A 14,653-nucleotide genomic window follows, 5' to 3' on the forward strand; every position below is an offset into this window, starting at 1 on the left:
GTATATATGCGACCATGGATTCCGGGCGGAGTTTATCCCCGTCAGAGCCTGATCGGTTGAGGTTGAAGCATATGTGCTTCAACCGAGGGCGTGAATCATGGTCTAGAAGGCCGGAATGACGAAATGAGGCTGTATTATTCCGCTTTTCAGCAGCCTGCTAGCGAGCGCTGTCTTCACCCCTCGTCGCCGAGCAGGGCGGAGAGCGCTCCAGGCGCTGCCCCTTCACGTGCAAGGTGCGCTGTGGATAGGGAATCTCGATGCCGTCGGCGTCGAAGCGCTCCTTGAGAAGCCGATTGTAGGCGCGCGCGATTTCCCACTTCGCTTGCGGGGCGGTCTTGATGCGCGCTTTGATGACGACCGCATTGTCGCCGAACTGGTCGACACCGAGGATGGCGATCGGCTCCAGGATCTTGTGGGCCAAAGCCGTGCCTTCCTGCAGCCTGGCGCCGGTTTCGGTGATGGCGCGGAAGACCAGATCGAGGTTGCTGTCGTAGGCGACGCCGATATCGAATACCGCATAGGAATAACCGCGGGTCATATTCTCGATGGCGGCGATCTCGCTGTACGGGACGATGTGCTGCGTGCCTTCCAGATCGCGCAGCCGGACCGTGCGCACCCCATGCTCTCGACGGTGCCGACGTGGCTGCCGATCTTCACGACGTCGCCGAGGTCCATGGAATTCTCGAGCAGGATCATCAGACCCGTGAGGAAGTCCTTGACCAGGGTCTGCGCGCCAAAGCCTACCGCCAGGCCGACGATCCCGGCGCCCGCCAGCAGCGGGTGATGTCGAGGCCGACTTCGGCCAGGATCAGCAGCACGACCAGGCTGGCGATCATCACCCGCAATGTGCCGAACGCCACGGGGATGACCGTTCGCAGGCGGCTCGATCCGCCGCCGCTGCCGGGAATGAACAGGAAGCGCACCACGCGCGGCACGCCGGTCCACGCAAGGCTCGCCAGCAGCAGGATCAGCGATACCCGTAGCGCATGGGTCATGATCACGCCGGGGTTCGTCAGCCAGCGATCGACCCGAAATCCCCAGATGACCAGGACGGCGAGAGTCGCAACAACCCAGGCAAGGACGACGGCCGCCCGGCGCGGGAAGGAGACGGTCGACTGATCCGGTTTCCTGCGCAGGATCAGCTTGCGCGCGATGCCCAGCGCCACAAAAATCAGTACGCAGACGATCGTGTTGACGATCAGTTGTTCCGGCGACAGCGCAGCGAGGCGGGCGACCGTTTCCGACAGCCAGTCGCGCCAGCTGTCGATCGGCAGCGCCTCGGGCGGCGGAAATTTGGGCGTTTGCGCCATTGCGGAACCTCATCTGTCGATTTCGGCGGTTGCCTCCGCCAGCGCCAGCGCCCTAGATAGGTCCGCGGGCTTGGGCCGGCAACCGCAGCGGGGGCACCATGTTGGCGCTAAAGGACAAAACGGTTCTCATCACAGGCGGTTCCCGGGGATCGGCCGTGCCATTGTCCTGGCGGTCGCCAGTCGCGGGGCGCGGGTGATCGTGCATTACAACGGCGCACAGGCAGCCGCGCAGGCGACGCTGGAAGACGCCGGCGGCAACGGCGGGCTCGCACAGGCCGATCTGTCCCAGCCGCTCGCCGCCCGCAGCCTGTGGGATCGCGCGCTCGGCGTTGCCGGCGGGCGTATCGACGTGCTGATCAACAATGCAGCCACCATGCGCCAGAGCGGCGTCGAGGCCGAATGGCAGGACTGGGCGGTGGACTGGCAGACGGTGATGCAGGTGAACCTGCTGGCACCCGCCGATCTGGTGAAGGCGGCGGTGCCGCACTTCCTCGGCAATGGTGGCGGCCGGATCGTGAATGTGACCAGCCGCGCCGCGCACCGGGGCGACGCACCGGACTACATGCACTATGCCGCGTCCAAGGCGGCGCTGGCAGCGCTCACCAAGTCAGTCGCGCGCGGCTACGCCCGGCAGGGTGTGCTCGCGTTCAGCGTCGCGCCGGGCTTCACGCGCACGGACATGGCGCAGGATTGGGTCGACGCCTACGGCGAGGCCTACGCGACGCAGGACATCCCGCTGGGGCGCATGGCGACACCGGAGGAGATTGGCGGGCTGGTCGCCTATCTGGCCGGCGAGGCGCCGGCGTCTTTGACGGGCGCAACCCTGGACGCAAACGGCGCCAGCTATGTGCGCTGAAGGTCGACACCTTGTTGATCCCGCCTGTGCAGGGCACTATGTCGTCGATAAAGGCACTAACTAGGATTCTCCCATGACCACGTTCGATTCGCGGGAAAAGGCTTTCGAAGACAAATTCGCGCACGACGCAGAGCTGGTGTTCAAGGTGACGGCGCGCCGTAACAAGCTGCTTGGCATCTGGGCGGCGGAGCTGCTGAAGCTGACGCCTGCGGAAGCGGACAGTTACGCCAAGAGCGTGATCGCCGCCGATTTCGAGGAGGCGGGCGACGAGGATGTCTTGCGCAAGGTGCACGGCGATCTGGCTGCGCGCGGCGTCGAGATCAGCGAGGCGGAAGTGCGGCGTGCCATGGACGAGAAGATGGTCGAGGCCCGCCGCCAGTTCATGGAAAGCCTCTGACATGGCGATGGACCCGCGCGAGGTCGCAGCGCTGATCAAGGCGGCGATCCCCGATGCCGCGGTCGAGATGGGCCGTTTCGGCGAGGATAACGATCACCTGACCGCAAAGGTCACCTCGGCGGCGTTCGCGGGTCTGCCGCGCGTGCGCCAGCACCAGATGGTCTATGCGGCGCTCGGGCCGCGCATGGGGGCGGAGCTGCATGCGCTGGCGCTGACCACCGTGACGCCGGACGTCTGATCGTATAGCCTCTTCACATTCCGCCGTGCGCCCCCATTTGGGAGCGCATGTCAGCTATTCAGGAGACCCCATGACCCTGCCGATCGCCGAGCGCATCCGGGAGACCGTCACCGCCAACGATGTCGTGCTGTTCATGAAGGGCACGCATCTTTTCCCGCAGTGCGGTTTCTCCGCCCGCGCGGTATCGATACTCGAGCATTTTGGCGTGGAATTCGCCAGCTTCGATGTGCTGCAGGACGCCGAACTGCGCCAGGGCATCAAGGATTATTCGAGCTGGCCGACCATCCCGCAGCTCTACATCAAGGGCGAGTTCGTCGGCGGCTCCGATATCATGATGGAAATGGCGCAGTCGGGCGAGCTGGAGCAGCTCCTGCGCGACAAGGGCCTCGCCGCCGTCTGATCGCGGCAGGCGAGGCGCTTTGGCGCGTCAGTCGCCGGGCGCGATGGTGACGCGCAGGCCGTCGAGTCCGTCATGCATTTCGATCTGGCAGGACAGGCGCGAATTCGCCTCGCGATGGTCGCTGGTCTCGAGCAGTTCGTTCTCGTCGGCCTCCATCGAGTCGAGCTTGCCCAGCCATTCGTCGTCGACATAGACGTGGCAGGTCGCGCAGGAGCATGAGCCGCCGCACAGCGCCAGCAACTCGTCGAAGCCGTTGTCGCGGATGATCTCCATCACCGACAGGCCGACTTCGGCCTCGATCTCGGTTTCTTCGCCGTCTCTGTTGGTTACGTGTATCTTTGCCATTGTAAGCCCCACAGTTCTCTTGCTTTCTTCTAGCTTGCGAAGTCTGCAATGCAAGGTGCTGAGGAGTTGTGGACCATTTTGAGATTTTACCGCGCACCCTGAGCTGGACGAAGGGGCGGCTCGTGGTTCGTCCAGCTCACCACGAGCGGATTTTTAAGATAACCCACGACCTGTTGAGGAGTGCGGATGGGACTAAGTGCGGAACATCTGGAATCGAGCCTGCGCGCCGTCGCCGGGGATGATCCGGTCGTGCGGGTCGCCCTGGAGGCTGTCGGCACGCCCGCGCCGCGCATCGCCGCGCGCGGCTACGCAGCGCTGCTGCGTGCGGTGGTGGCGCAGCAGCTTTCGGTGAAGGCGGCCGCCGCCATTCACGGGCGGCTGGCGGCGCTGATCCCGCTCGATGATCCGCAGGCGCTGTTGGCGCAGGACGACGACAGCCTGCGCGGCTGTGGCCTCAGCCGGCCGAAAATCGCCTATGCGCGCGCCCTTGCCGAGGCGGTTGCGACCGGCCAACTGGCGCTTGACGCCCTGCCGGCGGACGATGAGGCGGCGGTTGCCGCGATCGGCGCGGTCAAGGGTTCGGGCGCTGGAGCGCGGAAGTCTATCTGCTGTTCGCCGAAGGGCGCGCCGACATCCTGCCGGCGGGCGATCTGGCGTTGCAGGAAGCCACGCGCCGCCTGCTGCGGCTGGAGGCGCGGCCGTCGGAGAAGGCCCTGCGGGACATCGGCGCACGCTGGCGCCCGCATCGCGGGGCCATGGCGATCTTTCTCTGGCACTATTACGCCAACACCGCGCCGCTTTGAGGCCTGCGCACCGCCGTCATCAGCAGTGCGTCGGGGGCAAAGCTTCCAGCTTGCCGATCGTCTCCGTCAGCTCCTTCTGGCGGTTCCACGGCAGGAAGTGATTCTCGTCAGGAATGGTCACGGTTTCGACCGGGGCCGCTGTAAAGCGCGCCTGCATGAACGCCATGTTGGAGTAGGGCACGAGCGGGTCTTTCGTGCCGTGGACGATGTAGATCGGGCAGCGGATCGCGCCGAGCTTCGGCTCAAGCGCCTCCAGGTGCGTTTTCAGCGCAATCAACTCATAATTGGCGTTGCGGAGCGCACGGGGAGAATCGACCGGAACGGCCACCAGGTGCCGACCCACTGAATCGTTTGAATCCGCTCCAGCGACGGGTCGAGCGAGCCGGCGGCAATCAGCAATCCGCCCACCTTATCGGGATAATCGGCGGCGACCTGTGCGACGATCGGGCCGCCAAGCGAATGCCCGACCAATATCGGCCAGGCACCGTTGCGCTCCACCAGCAGCGGGACGAGCGCAGACGCCTGGTCGACAAGCGAGGTGACCGCTTTTCGGGTCCGCTGTCGCCGAAGCCCGGGCGGTCGACCGAGATGTATTCAAAGCCGGGCGGTGTATGCAGCAGGAATTCACCCCAGCCTTCAGCATCGCCCGGCGTGCCGTGGACAAAGATCACGCGCCGCCCGCCTGGGTCGCCGGCGTGCAGGTAGCTGATCTTTGCGCCTTGGGGGCTTCGTAGCTGGCGCGCGGCAGGCGCTCGATCTGGGCTTTGACCGTGTCCTGAAGCTCGCCGGGGCCGCATGCGGCGACGGCAAGGCTGAGTCCTGCCGCCGCCAGTTTCTTCAGGGCAGACAGTAGACGCATTAGCTGCGCGCTGGTGCCGCGCTGCGGTTCAGCAGCCCCAGGATTGTGTCCTTGTTGAGGTACAGCAAGACCAGCCCGGACACCCACACACCGCACGCCATGCCGAACAGCAGCCCGCCGTCCGGGGTTGACACGCCGTTCTCGAAGCTCGGAACAGAAACACCAAGCGGCGTGAACAGATGGAAGAAGATCGCGCCGCTGATCACGCCGACCGACATGGCTGCGCCGACGATCTGAAGGATGCGCAGTTTCTGGGTAAGGCCAAGCAGAAGCAGCGTACTGGCAATCAGCTCGGCAGTGCCGATGACATATTGCGAGAAGATGCCGTCCCGCGCGAAGATGCCGTCAAAACCCAGGCTTGCCGCCCATGTGTTCAGAGTACCGAAGATATAGTCGGTCTCTGGCGATCCCGTGAATTTGTAGAACAGGGACTGGATGAACACGAAGGCGATGTAGATCGTCAGGACAATCGGCAGATATTTTCGGACATTGCTCATGGCAGGGGACTCCCTCACTTAGTCTGATTTACTTGCCCAGAACCTTCGGCCAGTTGGCATTGGCCGCCTTGATGTACTCGCCCTGCTTGGCAACCCACTTCTTGCCGATATCGGCATCGTAGTTCAGGTAGAGCTTGCCGTCGACGATTTTCCAGACTTTGGGGTCAGAGGAGGCCGTGGAATTCATGGCGACAGCATAGGCGCAGTAACCGCCGAACTGCGGGGCATAAGCCGTTGGCGACTTGGCGAAAGCGTCACGATTTTCTGCGCTGGAGAAACGCCATTCCGCGCCCATCCACTTGTAGGTGAACTGCTTGTCGCCCTTGACCGGCTGTCCGGCCTTGAAATAGGCGACCGGATCGTAGCCACTGACGGCGACGCTGCTGAACGTGCCGGTGTAGATCGGAGCCTCGGCGGCGTAGGCAACGGCCGGAACAGCGATCGGGCTCAGGATCGCCAGGGCCAGCAAGGCGCGGATGTTCAGGGTCATGATCGTCTCCTTATCTGTGCGCCAGACGCCGGCGCGAGCGTTATATCCAGTTTTCGCACACAACGGCAAAAGTTACGACGCATTGAATATGTTTAACAGACACCATAGGTCCATCCCTCCGTGCACGCAATTGCGGCGGATAGAGGAGACGGGGTCCAGTATGATCTGTCGCTGGCGCAGGCGCGGAGTGCCGCTGATGCCACCAGGGCATCGGTCATGTCGTCGGTGAGGACAGAAGCTGGCACCATCGAAGGGCTGCCAAGCGCTGCAAGCGCCTGGTCTAAATGGGAAACGTCCCGGATTTTTCGCCCCGACAATCCTGCCTGACGCAGAAAGGCCTGGCAGTAGATTTCCACGACGGCGCTTAACCCGGGGATATGCGGCTGGAACGGCCAGATCGCGACATGCGGGTGCAGGCGGTGCAGCAGGCGCATGCCGGCAAAGCTCGCCTTGGCGACCTGAGCGGCGCCGATCGCATCAAATACGCTGGAGGGTTTGCGGCCGCCCGTGGCGTTATAGCGACGCTCGCATGCGCGCAGTCGCATGTACGGCGCTTCGGTCCATCTGCCGCGCCGAGGTAGAAGTAGCGCCGGGCATGTTCGGTCACGAAGTCGGCCGCCCCAAGATCAGCGGCAGCGCAGACCGACTCGACATGCGCCCAGAAGCCCGGACCATCGTCCGCCGTCGCATGGCCGGGCAAGTATGCGCCGCAATCGAAGTAGGGCGGCGCAAACGAAAAATCGAAGCCGATCAGAGCCGGCGGGCCAGGCAGTACCTGCGTCAGCAGCCAGTCGAGCACCGCGGCGCGCCGCCAGCCGCCCGGTTGCTCGACAAGAGCCGGCGGATCGCCGCCGGCCGTGCAGACGGCGACCTGGATTTTCCGGGAGTACCCCGATTTCGCGCCGGACCAGTCGATGCCGATGAACCGCGCGAAGCCGCCGATCATGCGCGCGGCGGCAGGGTCACAAGCACAAGATAGGTCCGGGTCGCCACCGCGTAGGACAGGCCGATCGCGCTGATGGTGACGACGGAGTCGATCAGCGCTGCCGCCAGCCCACGCTCGGGCGGCTTGTTGAGCGGCATCCCGGCTGCCTGGTAGGCCATGAGGCCAAGCACGAGGATCGCCAGCACCAGGCCGCTGGTCAGCAGCACCAACCCCAGCAGCGCCAGACGGCGGCCTTGCGTCAAGGCATGGGAGCGCTTGAGCGCATCGACGATCGACAGCTTTTCGAACAGGGCGGCCGGCGGTGCGACAAGGGTGACGATCGCCACGAATATCCCCGGCAGGACCAGCATGATCGACCCGAGCAGAATGCCGATGAAGATCACGACCGAGAGACCGACTAGCGTCGCGACATGCGGCGCGACGCTCGCCCTCAGAGCGGAGAAACCCGGCTGGCCGCCCGTCGAATAGGCATGGAACAGACCAAGCGTGAAGACGCCGAACAACATCACGCAGATTTCCATCACGATCTGCGCGAACAGGAAATCACCCCCGCCAGGCCAAGTCGCGGCAGTGCAAGATTGACCAAGATTTCTGGCAGCACCACCAGCGGCAGCGCCAGATTGAGCAGCGGTGCCGCACAGGCACGCAAACCCAGCAGCGACTCGCGCAGGATGGTGAGACTGTCCAGGTCTCTCATCGATTGTCCGGGGCAGGCAGTTGCGGCGATGTGTCGTCCGGCGCGGCTTTCGCCAAGGGCTTGTAGAATATGCGGATGAACACGATCGAAAGCTCGTAGAGAATGATGAGCGGTATGGCGAGCAGGAACTGGGAGGTAACGTCCGGCGGCGTGAGCACTGCTGCGAGCGCGAATGCGATGACGATTGCATAGCGGCGACCTTTCTGCAGCGTCTCGATGGGCAGCAGTCCGGCACGGTTGCTGAGCAGGATCGCAATTGGCAACAGGAAGGCAAAGCCGAACGCGAACAGCAGCTGACGCACGAAAGAGAGGTATTTCTGCACATCCGGCGTCACCGCCAGACCAAGCGAATGATTGCCCTCGATCAGGCTGAACGGACCGATCAGCAGCGCCTTCAAGGCCAGTGGCATCATATAGTAGGCACCGGCCACGCCGAGCGAAAACAGAACCGGCGTCATGAACAGGAATGGCAGAAACGCCTTCTTCTCGTTGCGGTACAGGCCCGGCGCTATGAACGCCCAGGCCTGGTTGGCGATAAAGGAAAGGTGATCATCATCGCCGCGTAAACCGCCACCTCGACGCGCACCCAAAGCTGCCCCGTAACTTCGGTGGAGATCAGCTTGGCATCCGGCCCCAGGGTGATGCGTAGCGGCTGCGCCAGCAGATCGTATATCGAGGCGGAGAACGCGAAGGTCACGAGAAAGGCGGCGAGCACCGCCAGAACGCAGTAGAGCAGGCGGCGGCGCAGCTCGATCAGATGATCGAGCAAGGGCGCGCGGCTGTCGTCGATGTCGCGCAGTTTCATGACTTGTCCGTTGTCGGCGCGACCGTATGGGTCGTGGGGGCATCTCGGACTGCGGCTCACCCGGGCGCGTGTCGCCTGCGTGTTCGTCAAGCGGCGGCTCGGCCGGTTCGCCTACGTCGCCGGCCAACGGCGGCGACGGTTCCGGTGCGTGCGGGCGGTCCGGATGTCGCCGAAATCGGGCTTGGGCTGGTACGGGTTTGCCGTCGGCATCTCCATGGCCTTGCGGCGCAGCTCCTCCAGCTCGGCCTCGCGCATCATTTCATCGAATCCCGAGCGGAACTGGCCCGCGACATTGCCGATCTGGCGTCGCCAACTGGCCAGCGTACGCAACAGTCCCGGTAGCTCCTTGGGACCGACAACAAGCAGCGCGACAAGGGCTACGATGCCCATCTCACCAAGGTTGAAATCGAACATGGCCGGGGCCTGTCGCCCGCCGCTCAGGACGATCGGACGTCTTCGTGCGCCGTGCTCTGCGTCTTTGCATCGACTGTCGTGTCCGCGAGCCGCGAAGGCTCGGCGGGTTTGGCCGGCGGCGGCGTTTCGTCGTCGGCAAGGCCTTTCTTGAAGCTCTTGATGCCCTTGGCGAGGTCGCCCATCACGTCCGAGATGCGGCCGCGGCCGAACAGGAGCACGACGACCAGCAGCAGGATCACCCAGTGCCAAACACTTCCCAAACCCATGACTTATTCCTTCCATCCGGCGTCGGCCGTCCATGCGCCGTATCACCCTAATTTATGGTTATCCTCGCCCCGGTGCAATGCGCAGCAGGGGAAGTACATTCAGGCGTGCCGCAAATTCGCGTCATTCCAGCTTTCGTCGGGATGACCGCAAAATTAGTATTTACAACAGCCTGTTAGCTTTCCTCGTCCATATCCTCGCCGGCCGGCATGTTGCCGGCGAAAGTAACGGCCGAAAGATCCAGCAGGCCGGCTGCCCGCAACTCCTCGATGCCCGGCAAATCCTTGAGGCTAGACAACCCGAAATGCGTCAAAAACGCCTGAGTGGTGGCGAAGGTGACAGGACGGCCCGGCGACTCCCGGCGTCCCGCGATCCGCACCCATCCGGCGTCCATCAGCAGATCGAGCGTACCCTTCGACACCGAGACACCCCGGATTTCTTCGATTTCCGCGCGCGTCACGGGCTGATGGTAGGCGATGATGGCCAGGGTTTCGACCCCTGCGCGGGAGAGTCGTCGCGTCTCCTCCACCTCCTGTCGCAACAGGTGGCCAAGGTCGGGTGCGGTCTGGAACATCCAGCCGCCGCCACGCTCGACCAGGGTGACGCCGCGCGGCGCATAATCCGCGACCAGCTGCATGAGCGCGGCATGCACCGTGGCGGCATCGCCGAAGCGCTGGACAAGCGCGCTCAGCATCACCGGCTCGGCGGCGGCGAACAGCACCGCCTCGATCTGCCGGACCAGATAGGTCGCTCACGCGCTGTCTCCGGTTCTGCGACGTACGCGGATCGGGCCGAAGGCTTCGTGCTGGTCGATGTCGGCGCGTCCCGTGCGGGCGAGTTCCAGGGCCGCGACGAAAGTGCTGGCCAGTGCCGAGCGCTGGAACGCTGGATCATCGCCCGCGGGCAGGAAGGCGCTTAGGTCGGCCCAGTCGAGCGCATCGCCGACCAGGTGCCGCAGCCGTTCCAGCGCGGCTTCGAGGCTGTAGACCGGCGGCAGCGATGGCGCATAGGCATCCGGCATGCGCCGCCGCCGCAGGGTGCCATAGGCGCGCAGCAGTTCAAGCAGGGTACAGTCCAACGCGCCGGTTGCGACCAGTTCCATCGGCTCGGGCCTGCCGCGCGCGAAGACATCGCGCCCCAGCAGAGGCCGCTCCATCAGCGCCTGGCCGCAGACGCGCATGCGTTCCAGCTGCTGCAGCCGGCGCTGCAGCCGCTGCGCCAGTTCCTCGGCGGGGATGTCGTCGGCGGGTTTGGCATCCGGTGGCAGCAGCAGCCGCGACTTCAGATACGCAAGCCACGCCGCCATCACCAGATAATCGGCGGCAAGCTCGAGGTGCAGGCGGCGTGCTGCGGCGATGAACGCCAGATATTGCTCGACCAGCGCGAGAATGGAGATCGCGCCAAGATCAACCTTCTGGGTCCGCGCCAGTTCGAGCAGCAGATCGAGCGGCCCTTCATAGCCGCCAAGCCGCAACTGCAGGGCGTCCGGTTCCGCCGTATCCCAGGTCATGCCACGGCCAGCAGGGCGTCACGCTCGCCGATCAGGTCCGCGAGCGCGCGGCTGCCGGGGTCAGTCGTGGGCCAGGCCATGGCCTGCGCCAGCCGCTCGGCGGACTGCGCGGACATCGCGTCAAGCACGTCGGCGATCGCCTGCATTTCCTGGAAATCGCCCGAGCAATGCAGTGCGACGTCGCAGCCGGCGGCCAGCACCGCCTGCGCGCGTGCGGCCATTCCGCCGCTCAGCGCTTTCATGCCAAGGTCGTCCGACATCAGCCAGCCGTCGAAGCCGATGGACTGGCGGATTACTGCCTCGATGACCGTGGGGATACGCTGGCGCAGCGCTGCGCATCCCAAGCCGTGTAGACCACATGCGCCGTCATCGCCATCGGTGCCTGCGCAAGCGTGCGGAACGGGCGCAGGTCCGTCTCCAGCGCTTGCCGGTCGACGGTGACGACCGGCAGCTCGAGATGGCTGTCGGCGCGGGCGCGGCCATGGCCGGGGATGTGCTTGACCACGCCGACCACACCGGCGTTGCGCAGGCCGTCGAGCGTGGCGCGACCGAGGGCGGCGACCCGAAGCGGGTCATCCCCGTAGGCGCGGTCGCCGATGATGTCGTGGCCCTCGGCATCCAGCACGTCGAGCAGCGGCAGACAGTTCACGCTGATGCCAAGATCGGCCAGCGTGCGCCCGATCGCCTGGGCGTTGAGAGTGGCCGCGCGCATCGCGGAGATGGGTGCAACGTCATAGAGCACTGCAAACCGGGCTGCCGGCGGAAACGCCGGCCAGTGCGGCGGTCGCAACCGTGCGACCCGGCCGCCTTCCTGATCGATGAGGATCGGCAGCGACGTCCGCCCGCTCAGCGTGCGCAGCGGTCGGTCAGCGCCCGCACCTGGTCGGGCGTGTCGCAGTTGCGCGCGAACAGGATGTAGCCCGCCGGGTCGGCATCCCGGAACAGTGCCGCTTCATCCGGGGTCAGCGCATGCCCTGAAAGCCCGAAAATGACGGGCTGCGTCACGGGGCGACGATCAGACAGGGCTGGCCTGCCGCTTTAAGCTCCGCGCAGATCTGGTCCGCGCGCGCCGCTCCCGATACGCCGGCGGCGCGCAGGCGGTACATGGTGCGACCGCCGACCGCCACGGGCGCGATATCGGGCGACAGGCCGGTCAGGCTCTTGAATTTGCCTGTAATCTCACCCCAGCCCTGGTTGGCGCGTGCAGTGCTGGAAAATGCCCCCAACTGCAGCAGCACGCCCGGCTTCGATGGCTTGGGTGCCGGGGCAGGTTTCTCGGAGGCAGGTTTCTCGGAGGCAGGTTTCTCGGAGGCAGGTTTCTCGGTGGCAGGTTTCTGGTCCGCCGGTTTCTGGACAGTTGGCTTTTGGTCCACCGGCTTTTCCGGTGCCGGTTGCGGCCTGGCCTGCGCCGTCTGCGGCCGCGATGCCGGCGCGCTCAGGGTGGCGCTGTCCGCGGTTGGCGGTGCGGCCGCTGTGACCTTGGTCTTGGGTGGCGCGATGTCCGATGTGTCGGGCGGCGGCAAATCCGGGGCTTTGCTGGCCGTTGCGGCTTCCTGCCGTGCCGTGCCGAAAATCGTCGACGGGTCCATCAGCGACTCGGGCGGGGCTGCTTCCGGGGCGACACTCGGCGGTGCCGGTTCCGCATTGCCGGTGGCAACCTTATCGACTTCGTCCTCGGCTGGCGTCGGCGCGTTTCCCTCCGGGCGCTTCTTGAACGGCTTGGCGTCCGCGAGAATCAGCGGCGGCTCGCCGGCCGGGCCGGACTGGCGGTTCGGGTCGGCCTGCGTGTAGAAGAACCACACGGTGCCGATCAGCGCCGCGAGGAAGACGCCGGCCCCGAGGAACAGCCATTTGCGATCCAGCACCGGCTGGTCGTCGAACGCGTCGTCCGCCGTTTGCAGCCAGGGCAACGCGTCCTTGCCATCGGCCTCATCGCCAGCGTTGCGAAGGATACCGCGCGTGCGGGCCATCAATGCATCTCCTCAACCGGTTCCACGCCCAGGAGGCGCAAGCCATTGCCAATCACCTGGCCGACTGCGAGACAGAGCGCGGCGCGCGCCTGGGTCACCGCCACGTCATCGGCGACGATGAATCGGCGCGATGGATCGTCATTACCGCTATTCCATAGCGCATGGAACGCCGCCGCGACATCGCCGAGGTAGAAGGCGCAGCGGTGCGGTTCATGCGTCAGCGCTGCACCCGAGACAATGCGCGGCCACTGCGCAAGCAGCTTGACCAGCGCCAGCTCGTCCCCGTTCAGCAGGTCGAGCGGCGCATCGCGCGCCGGATCGGCAGAGTCATGGGCGTCCGCCCATTTGCGCAGCACCGAGCGCACGCGGGCGTGGGCGTACTGCACATAGAACACCGGGTTGTCCTTGGACTGCTCGACCACTTTCGCAAAGTCGAAGTCCAGTTGCGCGTCCGACCGGCGGGTGAGCATCATGAAGCGCACCACATCCTTGCCGACCTCCTCGACCACATCGGCGAGGGTGACGAAACTGCCCGAGCGCTTGGACATCTTGACCGGCTCGCCGGCGCGGAACAGCCGGACCATCTGGCACAGCAGCACATCGTGGCTGACCGACCCGCCCGACATGGCCTCGACCGCCGCGTCCATCCGCTTCACGTAGCCGCCATGGTCCGCGCCCCAGACATTGACCAGATGCGTAAAGCCCCGGCGGATCTTGTCGCGGTGGTAGGCGATGTCGGCGGCGAAATAGGTCCAGGCGCCGTTCGATTTCTTCAGCGGCCGGTCGGTGTCGTCGCCGAAGTCGCTGGCGCGGAACAGGGTCTGCGGGCGCGGTTCCCAGTCCTCGGGCGCTTCACCCTTGGGTGGCTCCAGCGTCCCGACATAGACGAGATTGCGCGCTTCCAGGTCCGCCAGGGTCTCGACGATCGCGCCGTTCTCGTGCAGCGCCCGCTCGGACGCGAACACGTCATGGTGGATGCCGAGCTTGCCGAGGTCGCTCTTGATGAGCTCCATCATGCGCGCCGTGGTCTCGCGCTTGAACAGGTCGAGCCATGCGGACTCCGGCGCGTCGCGGTAAGTATCCCCGAACGCTGCGGCAAGTGCTGCGCCGACCGGGACGAGGTAATCGCCGGGGTAGAGCCCTTCCGGGATCGCGCCGATGTCTTCGCCCAGCGCCTCCCGGTAGCGCAGGTGCGCCGAGCGTGCGAGCGTGTCGACCTGGCCGCCGGCGTCGTTGATGTAATATTCGCGCGTCACCTCAAAGCCAGCGCACTCCAGCACGGCAGCCAGCGCATCGCCGACGACGGCGCCGCGGCAGTGCCCCATGTGCATCGGCCCGGTCGGGTTGGCGGAGACGAACTCGACGTTCACCGGTGCATCGCCGCCGACGCGGCTGCGGCCGAAGTTTGCGCCCTCCTGCAGGATGGTCGCGATCATCTGCCGCCAGACGTCGTCGTGCAGGCGGATGTTCAGGAACCCGGGTCCTGCGACCGAGACATCGGCGACGCGCGGATCGCCGCGCAGGCGCGCCGAGAGATCGTCCGCGATCGCACGTGGCGACAGGCCCGCGGGCTTGGCCAGGACCAGCGCGGCATTGGTTGCAAGGTCGCCGTGGCCCGCATCGCGGGGCGGCTCGACCGTGATCGCATGGGTGTTCAGGCCGGCGGGCAGCTTGCCCTCGGTCTGGGCCTGGGCGACCGCCGCCAGCACGACATCCTGAAAATCGGCAAAAATATTCATGGCACACTCGAAACGGGGAGAGGCTCTCCGTCAGCCGATCTCATTGCGAAATGCCGCGCCGCGGTGCAATGCCCAATGCGCGCTTTGGCAGGCTATATCTTCGCTGCTCCCTG

At 65.4% G+C, this 14,653-nt stretch carries 22 protein-coding genes and 3 pseudogenes; 5 read left to right on the forward strand and 20 right to left on the reverse strand.

What is annotated here, in order from left to right; translation table 11 throughout:
* Nucleotides 1–157: 157 nt before the first annotated feature.
* From E6W36_RS09830 to E6W36_RS18805, 3 genes are read right to left on the reverse strand one after another with little or no spacing between them, the layout of a single operon-like run.
* A complete protein-coding gene (locus tag E6W36_RS09830) occupies nucleotides 158–616 on the reverse strand; it encodes a mechanosensitive ion channel family protein (RefSeq protein ID WP_222872479.1) in 459 nt (152 codons plus the stop codon).
* Nucleotides 535–846, reverse strand: a complete 312-nt coding sequence (locus tag E6W36_RS23355; RefSeq protein ID WP_425459729.1) for a mechanosensitive ion channel family protein — start codon at nucleotides 844–846, stop codon at nucleotides 535–537. Before E6W36_RS23355 ends, E6W36_RS09830 begins: the two co-directional genes overlap by 82 nt.
* The gene (locus E6W36_RS18805) at nucleotides 741–1,310 is read right to left on the reverse strand and encodes a hypothetical protein (protein ID WP_246047497.1); all 570 of its coding nucleotides are present in this window, start codon (nucleotides 1,308–1,310) and stop codon (nucleotides 741–743) included. The genes E6W36_RS23355 and E6W36_RS18805 overlap by 106 nt, the downstream gene beginning before the upstream one ends.
* Before the next feature lie 193 nt (nucleotides 1,311–1,503).
* On the opposite strand from E6W36_RS18805, the gene E6W36_RS09840 reads away from it, so the two are divergent.
* The 4 genes from E6W36_RS09840 (at nucleotide 1,504) to grxD (ending at nucleotide 3,201) form a co-directional block, all read left to right on the forward strand.
* A complete protein-coding gene (locus E6W36_RS09840) occupies nucleotides 1,504–2,166 on the forward strand; it encodes an SDR family NAD(P)-dependent oxidoreductase (RefSeq protein ID WP_246047499.1) in 663 nt (220 codons plus the stop codon).
* Nucleotides 2,167–2,239: 73 nt separating this feature from the next.
* Complete coding sequence (locus E6W36_RS09845; protein ID WP_222872481.1) at nucleotides 2,240–2,563, forward strand: DUF1476 domain-containing protein; 324 nt, start codon at nucleotides 2,240–2,242, stop codon at nucleotides 2,561–2,563.
* Nucleotide 2,564: 1 nt separating this feature from the next.
* A complete protein-coding gene (locus tag E6W36_RS09850) occupies nucleotides 2,565–2,801 on the forward strand; it encodes a BolA/IbaG family iron-sulfur metabolism protein (RefSeq protein WP_222872482.1) in 237 nt (78 codons plus the stop codon).
* Between the two features lie 70 nt (nucleotides 2,802–2,871).
* Complete coding sequence (gene grxD, locus E6W36_RS09855) at nucleotides 2,872–3,201, forward strand: Grx4 family monothiol glutaredoxin (RefSeq protein ID WP_222872483.1); 330 nt, start codon at nucleotides 2,872–2,874, stop codon at nucleotides 3,199–3,201.
* 27 nt (nucleotides 3,202–3,228) lie between these two features.
* Here grxD and E6W36_RS09860 read toward each other — a convergent pair whose 3' ends face one another.
* On the reverse strand, nucleotides 3,229–3,546 hold the full coding sequence (locus tag E6W36_RS09860; protein ID WP_222872484.1) for a 2Fe-2S iron-sulfur cluster-binding protein: 318 nt from the start codon (nucleotides 3,544–3,546) through the stop codon (nucleotides 3,229–3,231).
* Between the two features lie 186 nt (nucleotides 3,547–3,732).
* Between E6W36_RS09860 and E6W36_RS09865 the strand changes: the two are divergent.
* A pseudogene (locus tag E6W36_RS09865) lies at nucleotides 3,733–4,349 on the forward strand (DNA-3-methyladenine glycosylase family protein).
* A 19-nt stretch (nucleotides 4,350–4,368) separates the two neighbouring features.
* Here E6W36_RS09865 and E6W36_RS09870 read toward each other — a convergent pair.
* From E6W36_RS09870 to argS, 16 genes and pseudogenes are all read right to left on the reverse strand, one after another.
* Entirely contained in the window at nucleotides 4,369–4,626 is a 258-nt protein-coding gene (locus tag E6W36_RS09870) for an alpha/beta hydrolase family protein (protein ID WP_222872485.1), read from the reverse strand.
* Nucleotides 4,623–4,943 carry an alpha/beta fold hydrolase gene (locus E6W36_RS09875; protein WP_222874453.1) on the reverse strand — a complete coding sequence of 107 codons (321 nt, stop codon included), beginning with the start codon at nucleotides 4,941–4,943 and terminating at the stop codon, nucleotides 4,623–4,625. Before E6W36_RS09875 ends, E6W36_RS09870 begins: the two co-directional genes overlap by 4 nt.
* Before the next feature lie 73 nt (nucleotides 4,944–5,016).
* Nucleotides 5,017–5,208 (reverse strand): hypothetical protein, encoded by a 192-nt coding sequence (locus E6W36_RS09880; RefSeq protein ID WP_222872486.1) that lies wholly within the window; start codon nucleotides 5,206–5,208, stop codon nucleotides 5,017–5,019.
* The gene (locus tag E6W36_RS09885) at nucleotides 5,208–5,705 is read right to left on the reverse strand and encodes a DoxX family membrane protein (RefSeq protein WP_222872487.1); all 498 of its coding nucleotides are present in this window, start codon (nucleotides 5,703–5,705) and stop codon (nucleotides 5,208–5,210) included. The genes E6W36_RS09880 and E6W36_RS09885 overlap by 1 nt, the downstream gene beginning before the upstream one ends.
* A 28-nt stretch (nucleotides 5,706–5,733) precedes the next feature.
* Complete coding sequence (locus E6W36_RS09890; protein ID WP_222872488.1) at nucleotides 5,734–6,195, reverse strand: YHS domain-containing (seleno)protein; 462 nt, start codon at nucleotides 6,193–6,195, stop codon at nucleotides 5,734–5,736.
* Between the two features lie 364 nt (nucleotides 6,196–6,559).
* Nucleotides 6,560–7,141 carry a hypothetical protein gene (locus E6W36_RS09895; RefSeq protein ID WP_342776641.1) on the reverse strand — a complete coding sequence of 194 codons (582 nt, stop codon included), beginning with the start codon at nucleotides 7,139–7,141 and terminating at the stop codon, nucleotides 6,560–6,562.
* Nucleotides 7,138–7,665: a hypothetical protein gene (locus E6W36_RS09900; protein WP_222872489.1), complete on the reverse strand. Its 528-nt coding sequence runs from the start codon at nucleotides 7,663–7,665 to the stop codon at nucleotides 7,138–7,140. Before E6W36_RS09900 ends, E6W36_RS09895 begins: the two co-directional genes overlap by 4 nt.
* Nucleotides 7,662–7,838 (reverse strand): hypothetical protein, encoded by a 177-nt coding sequence (locus E6W36_RS09905; RefSeq protein WP_222872490.1) that lies wholly within the window; start codon nucleotides 7,836–7,838, stop codon nucleotides 7,662–7,664. Before E6W36_RS09905 ends, E6W36_RS09900 begins: the two co-directional genes overlap by 4 nt.
* Nucleotides 7,835–8,643, reverse strand: a pseudogene (tatC, locus tag E6W36_RS09910) (twin-arginine translocase subunit TatC). The gene E6W36_RS09905 and the pseudogene tatC overlap by 4 nt, the downstream one beginning before the upstream one ends.
* 111 nt (nucleotides 8,644–8,754) lie before the next feature.
* Complete coding sequence (locus E6W36_RS09915; RefSeq protein ID WP_222872491.1) at nucleotides 8,755–9,057, reverse strand: twin-arginine translocase TatA/TatE family subunit; 303 nt, start codon at nucleotides 9,055–9,057, stop codon at nucleotides 8,755–8,757.
* A gap of 23 nt (nucleotides 9,058–9,080) precedes the next feature.
* Nucleotides 9,081–9,323 (reverse strand): twin-arginine translocase TatA/TatE family subunit, encoded by a 243-nt coding sequence (locus E6W36_RS09920; protein WP_222872492.1) that lies wholly within the window; start codon nucleotides 9,321–9,323, stop codon nucleotides 9,081–9,083.
* Nucleotides 9,324–9,496: 173 nt separating this feature from the next.
* Complete coding sequence (scpB, locus tag E6W36_RS09925; protein WP_222874454.1) at nucleotides 9,497–10,051, reverse strand: SMC-Scp complex subunit ScpB; 555 nt, start codon at nucleotides 10,049–10,051, stop codon at nucleotides 9,497–9,499.
* 21 nt (nucleotides 10,052–10,072) lie between these two features.
* Entirely contained in the window at nucleotides 10,073–10,831 is a 759-nt protein-coding gene (locus E6W36_RS09930) for a segregation and condensation protein A (protein ID WP_222872493.1), read from the reverse strand.
* Nucleotides 10,828–11,836 (reverse strand): annotated as a pseudogene (gene nagZ / locus E6W36_RS09935) (beta-N-acetylhexosaminidase). Before nagZ ends, E6W36_RS09930 begins: the two are co-directional and overlap by 4 nt.
* Nucleotides 11,833–12,801 carry an SPOR domain-containing protein gene (locus tag E6W36_RS09940; protein WP_222872494.1) on the reverse strand — a complete coding sequence of 323 codons (969 nt, stop codon included), beginning with the start codon at nucleotides 12,799–12,801 and terminating at the stop codon, nucleotides 11,833–11,835. Before E6W36_RS09940 ends, nagZ begins: the two are co-directional and overlap by 4 nt.
* Nucleotides 12,801–14,540 carry an arginine--tRNA ligase gene (gene argS / locus E6W36_RS09945; RefSeq protein ID WP_222872495.1) on the reverse strand — a complete coding sequence of 580 codons (1,740 nt, stop codon included), beginning with the start codon at nucleotides 14,538–14,540 and terminating at the stop codon, nucleotides 12,801–12,803. The genes E6W36_RS09940 and argS overlap by 1 nt, the downstream gene beginning before the upstream one ends.
* Nucleotides 14,541–14,653: the final 113 nt, after the last annotated feature.

This window comes from Hankyongella ginsenosidimutans, from assembly GCF_005144965.1.
In the GTDB taxonomy this organism is placed as follows: domain Bacteria; phylum Pseudomonadota; class Alphaproteobacteria; order Sphingomonadales; family Sphingomonadaceae; genus Hankyongella; species Hankyongella ginsenosidimutans.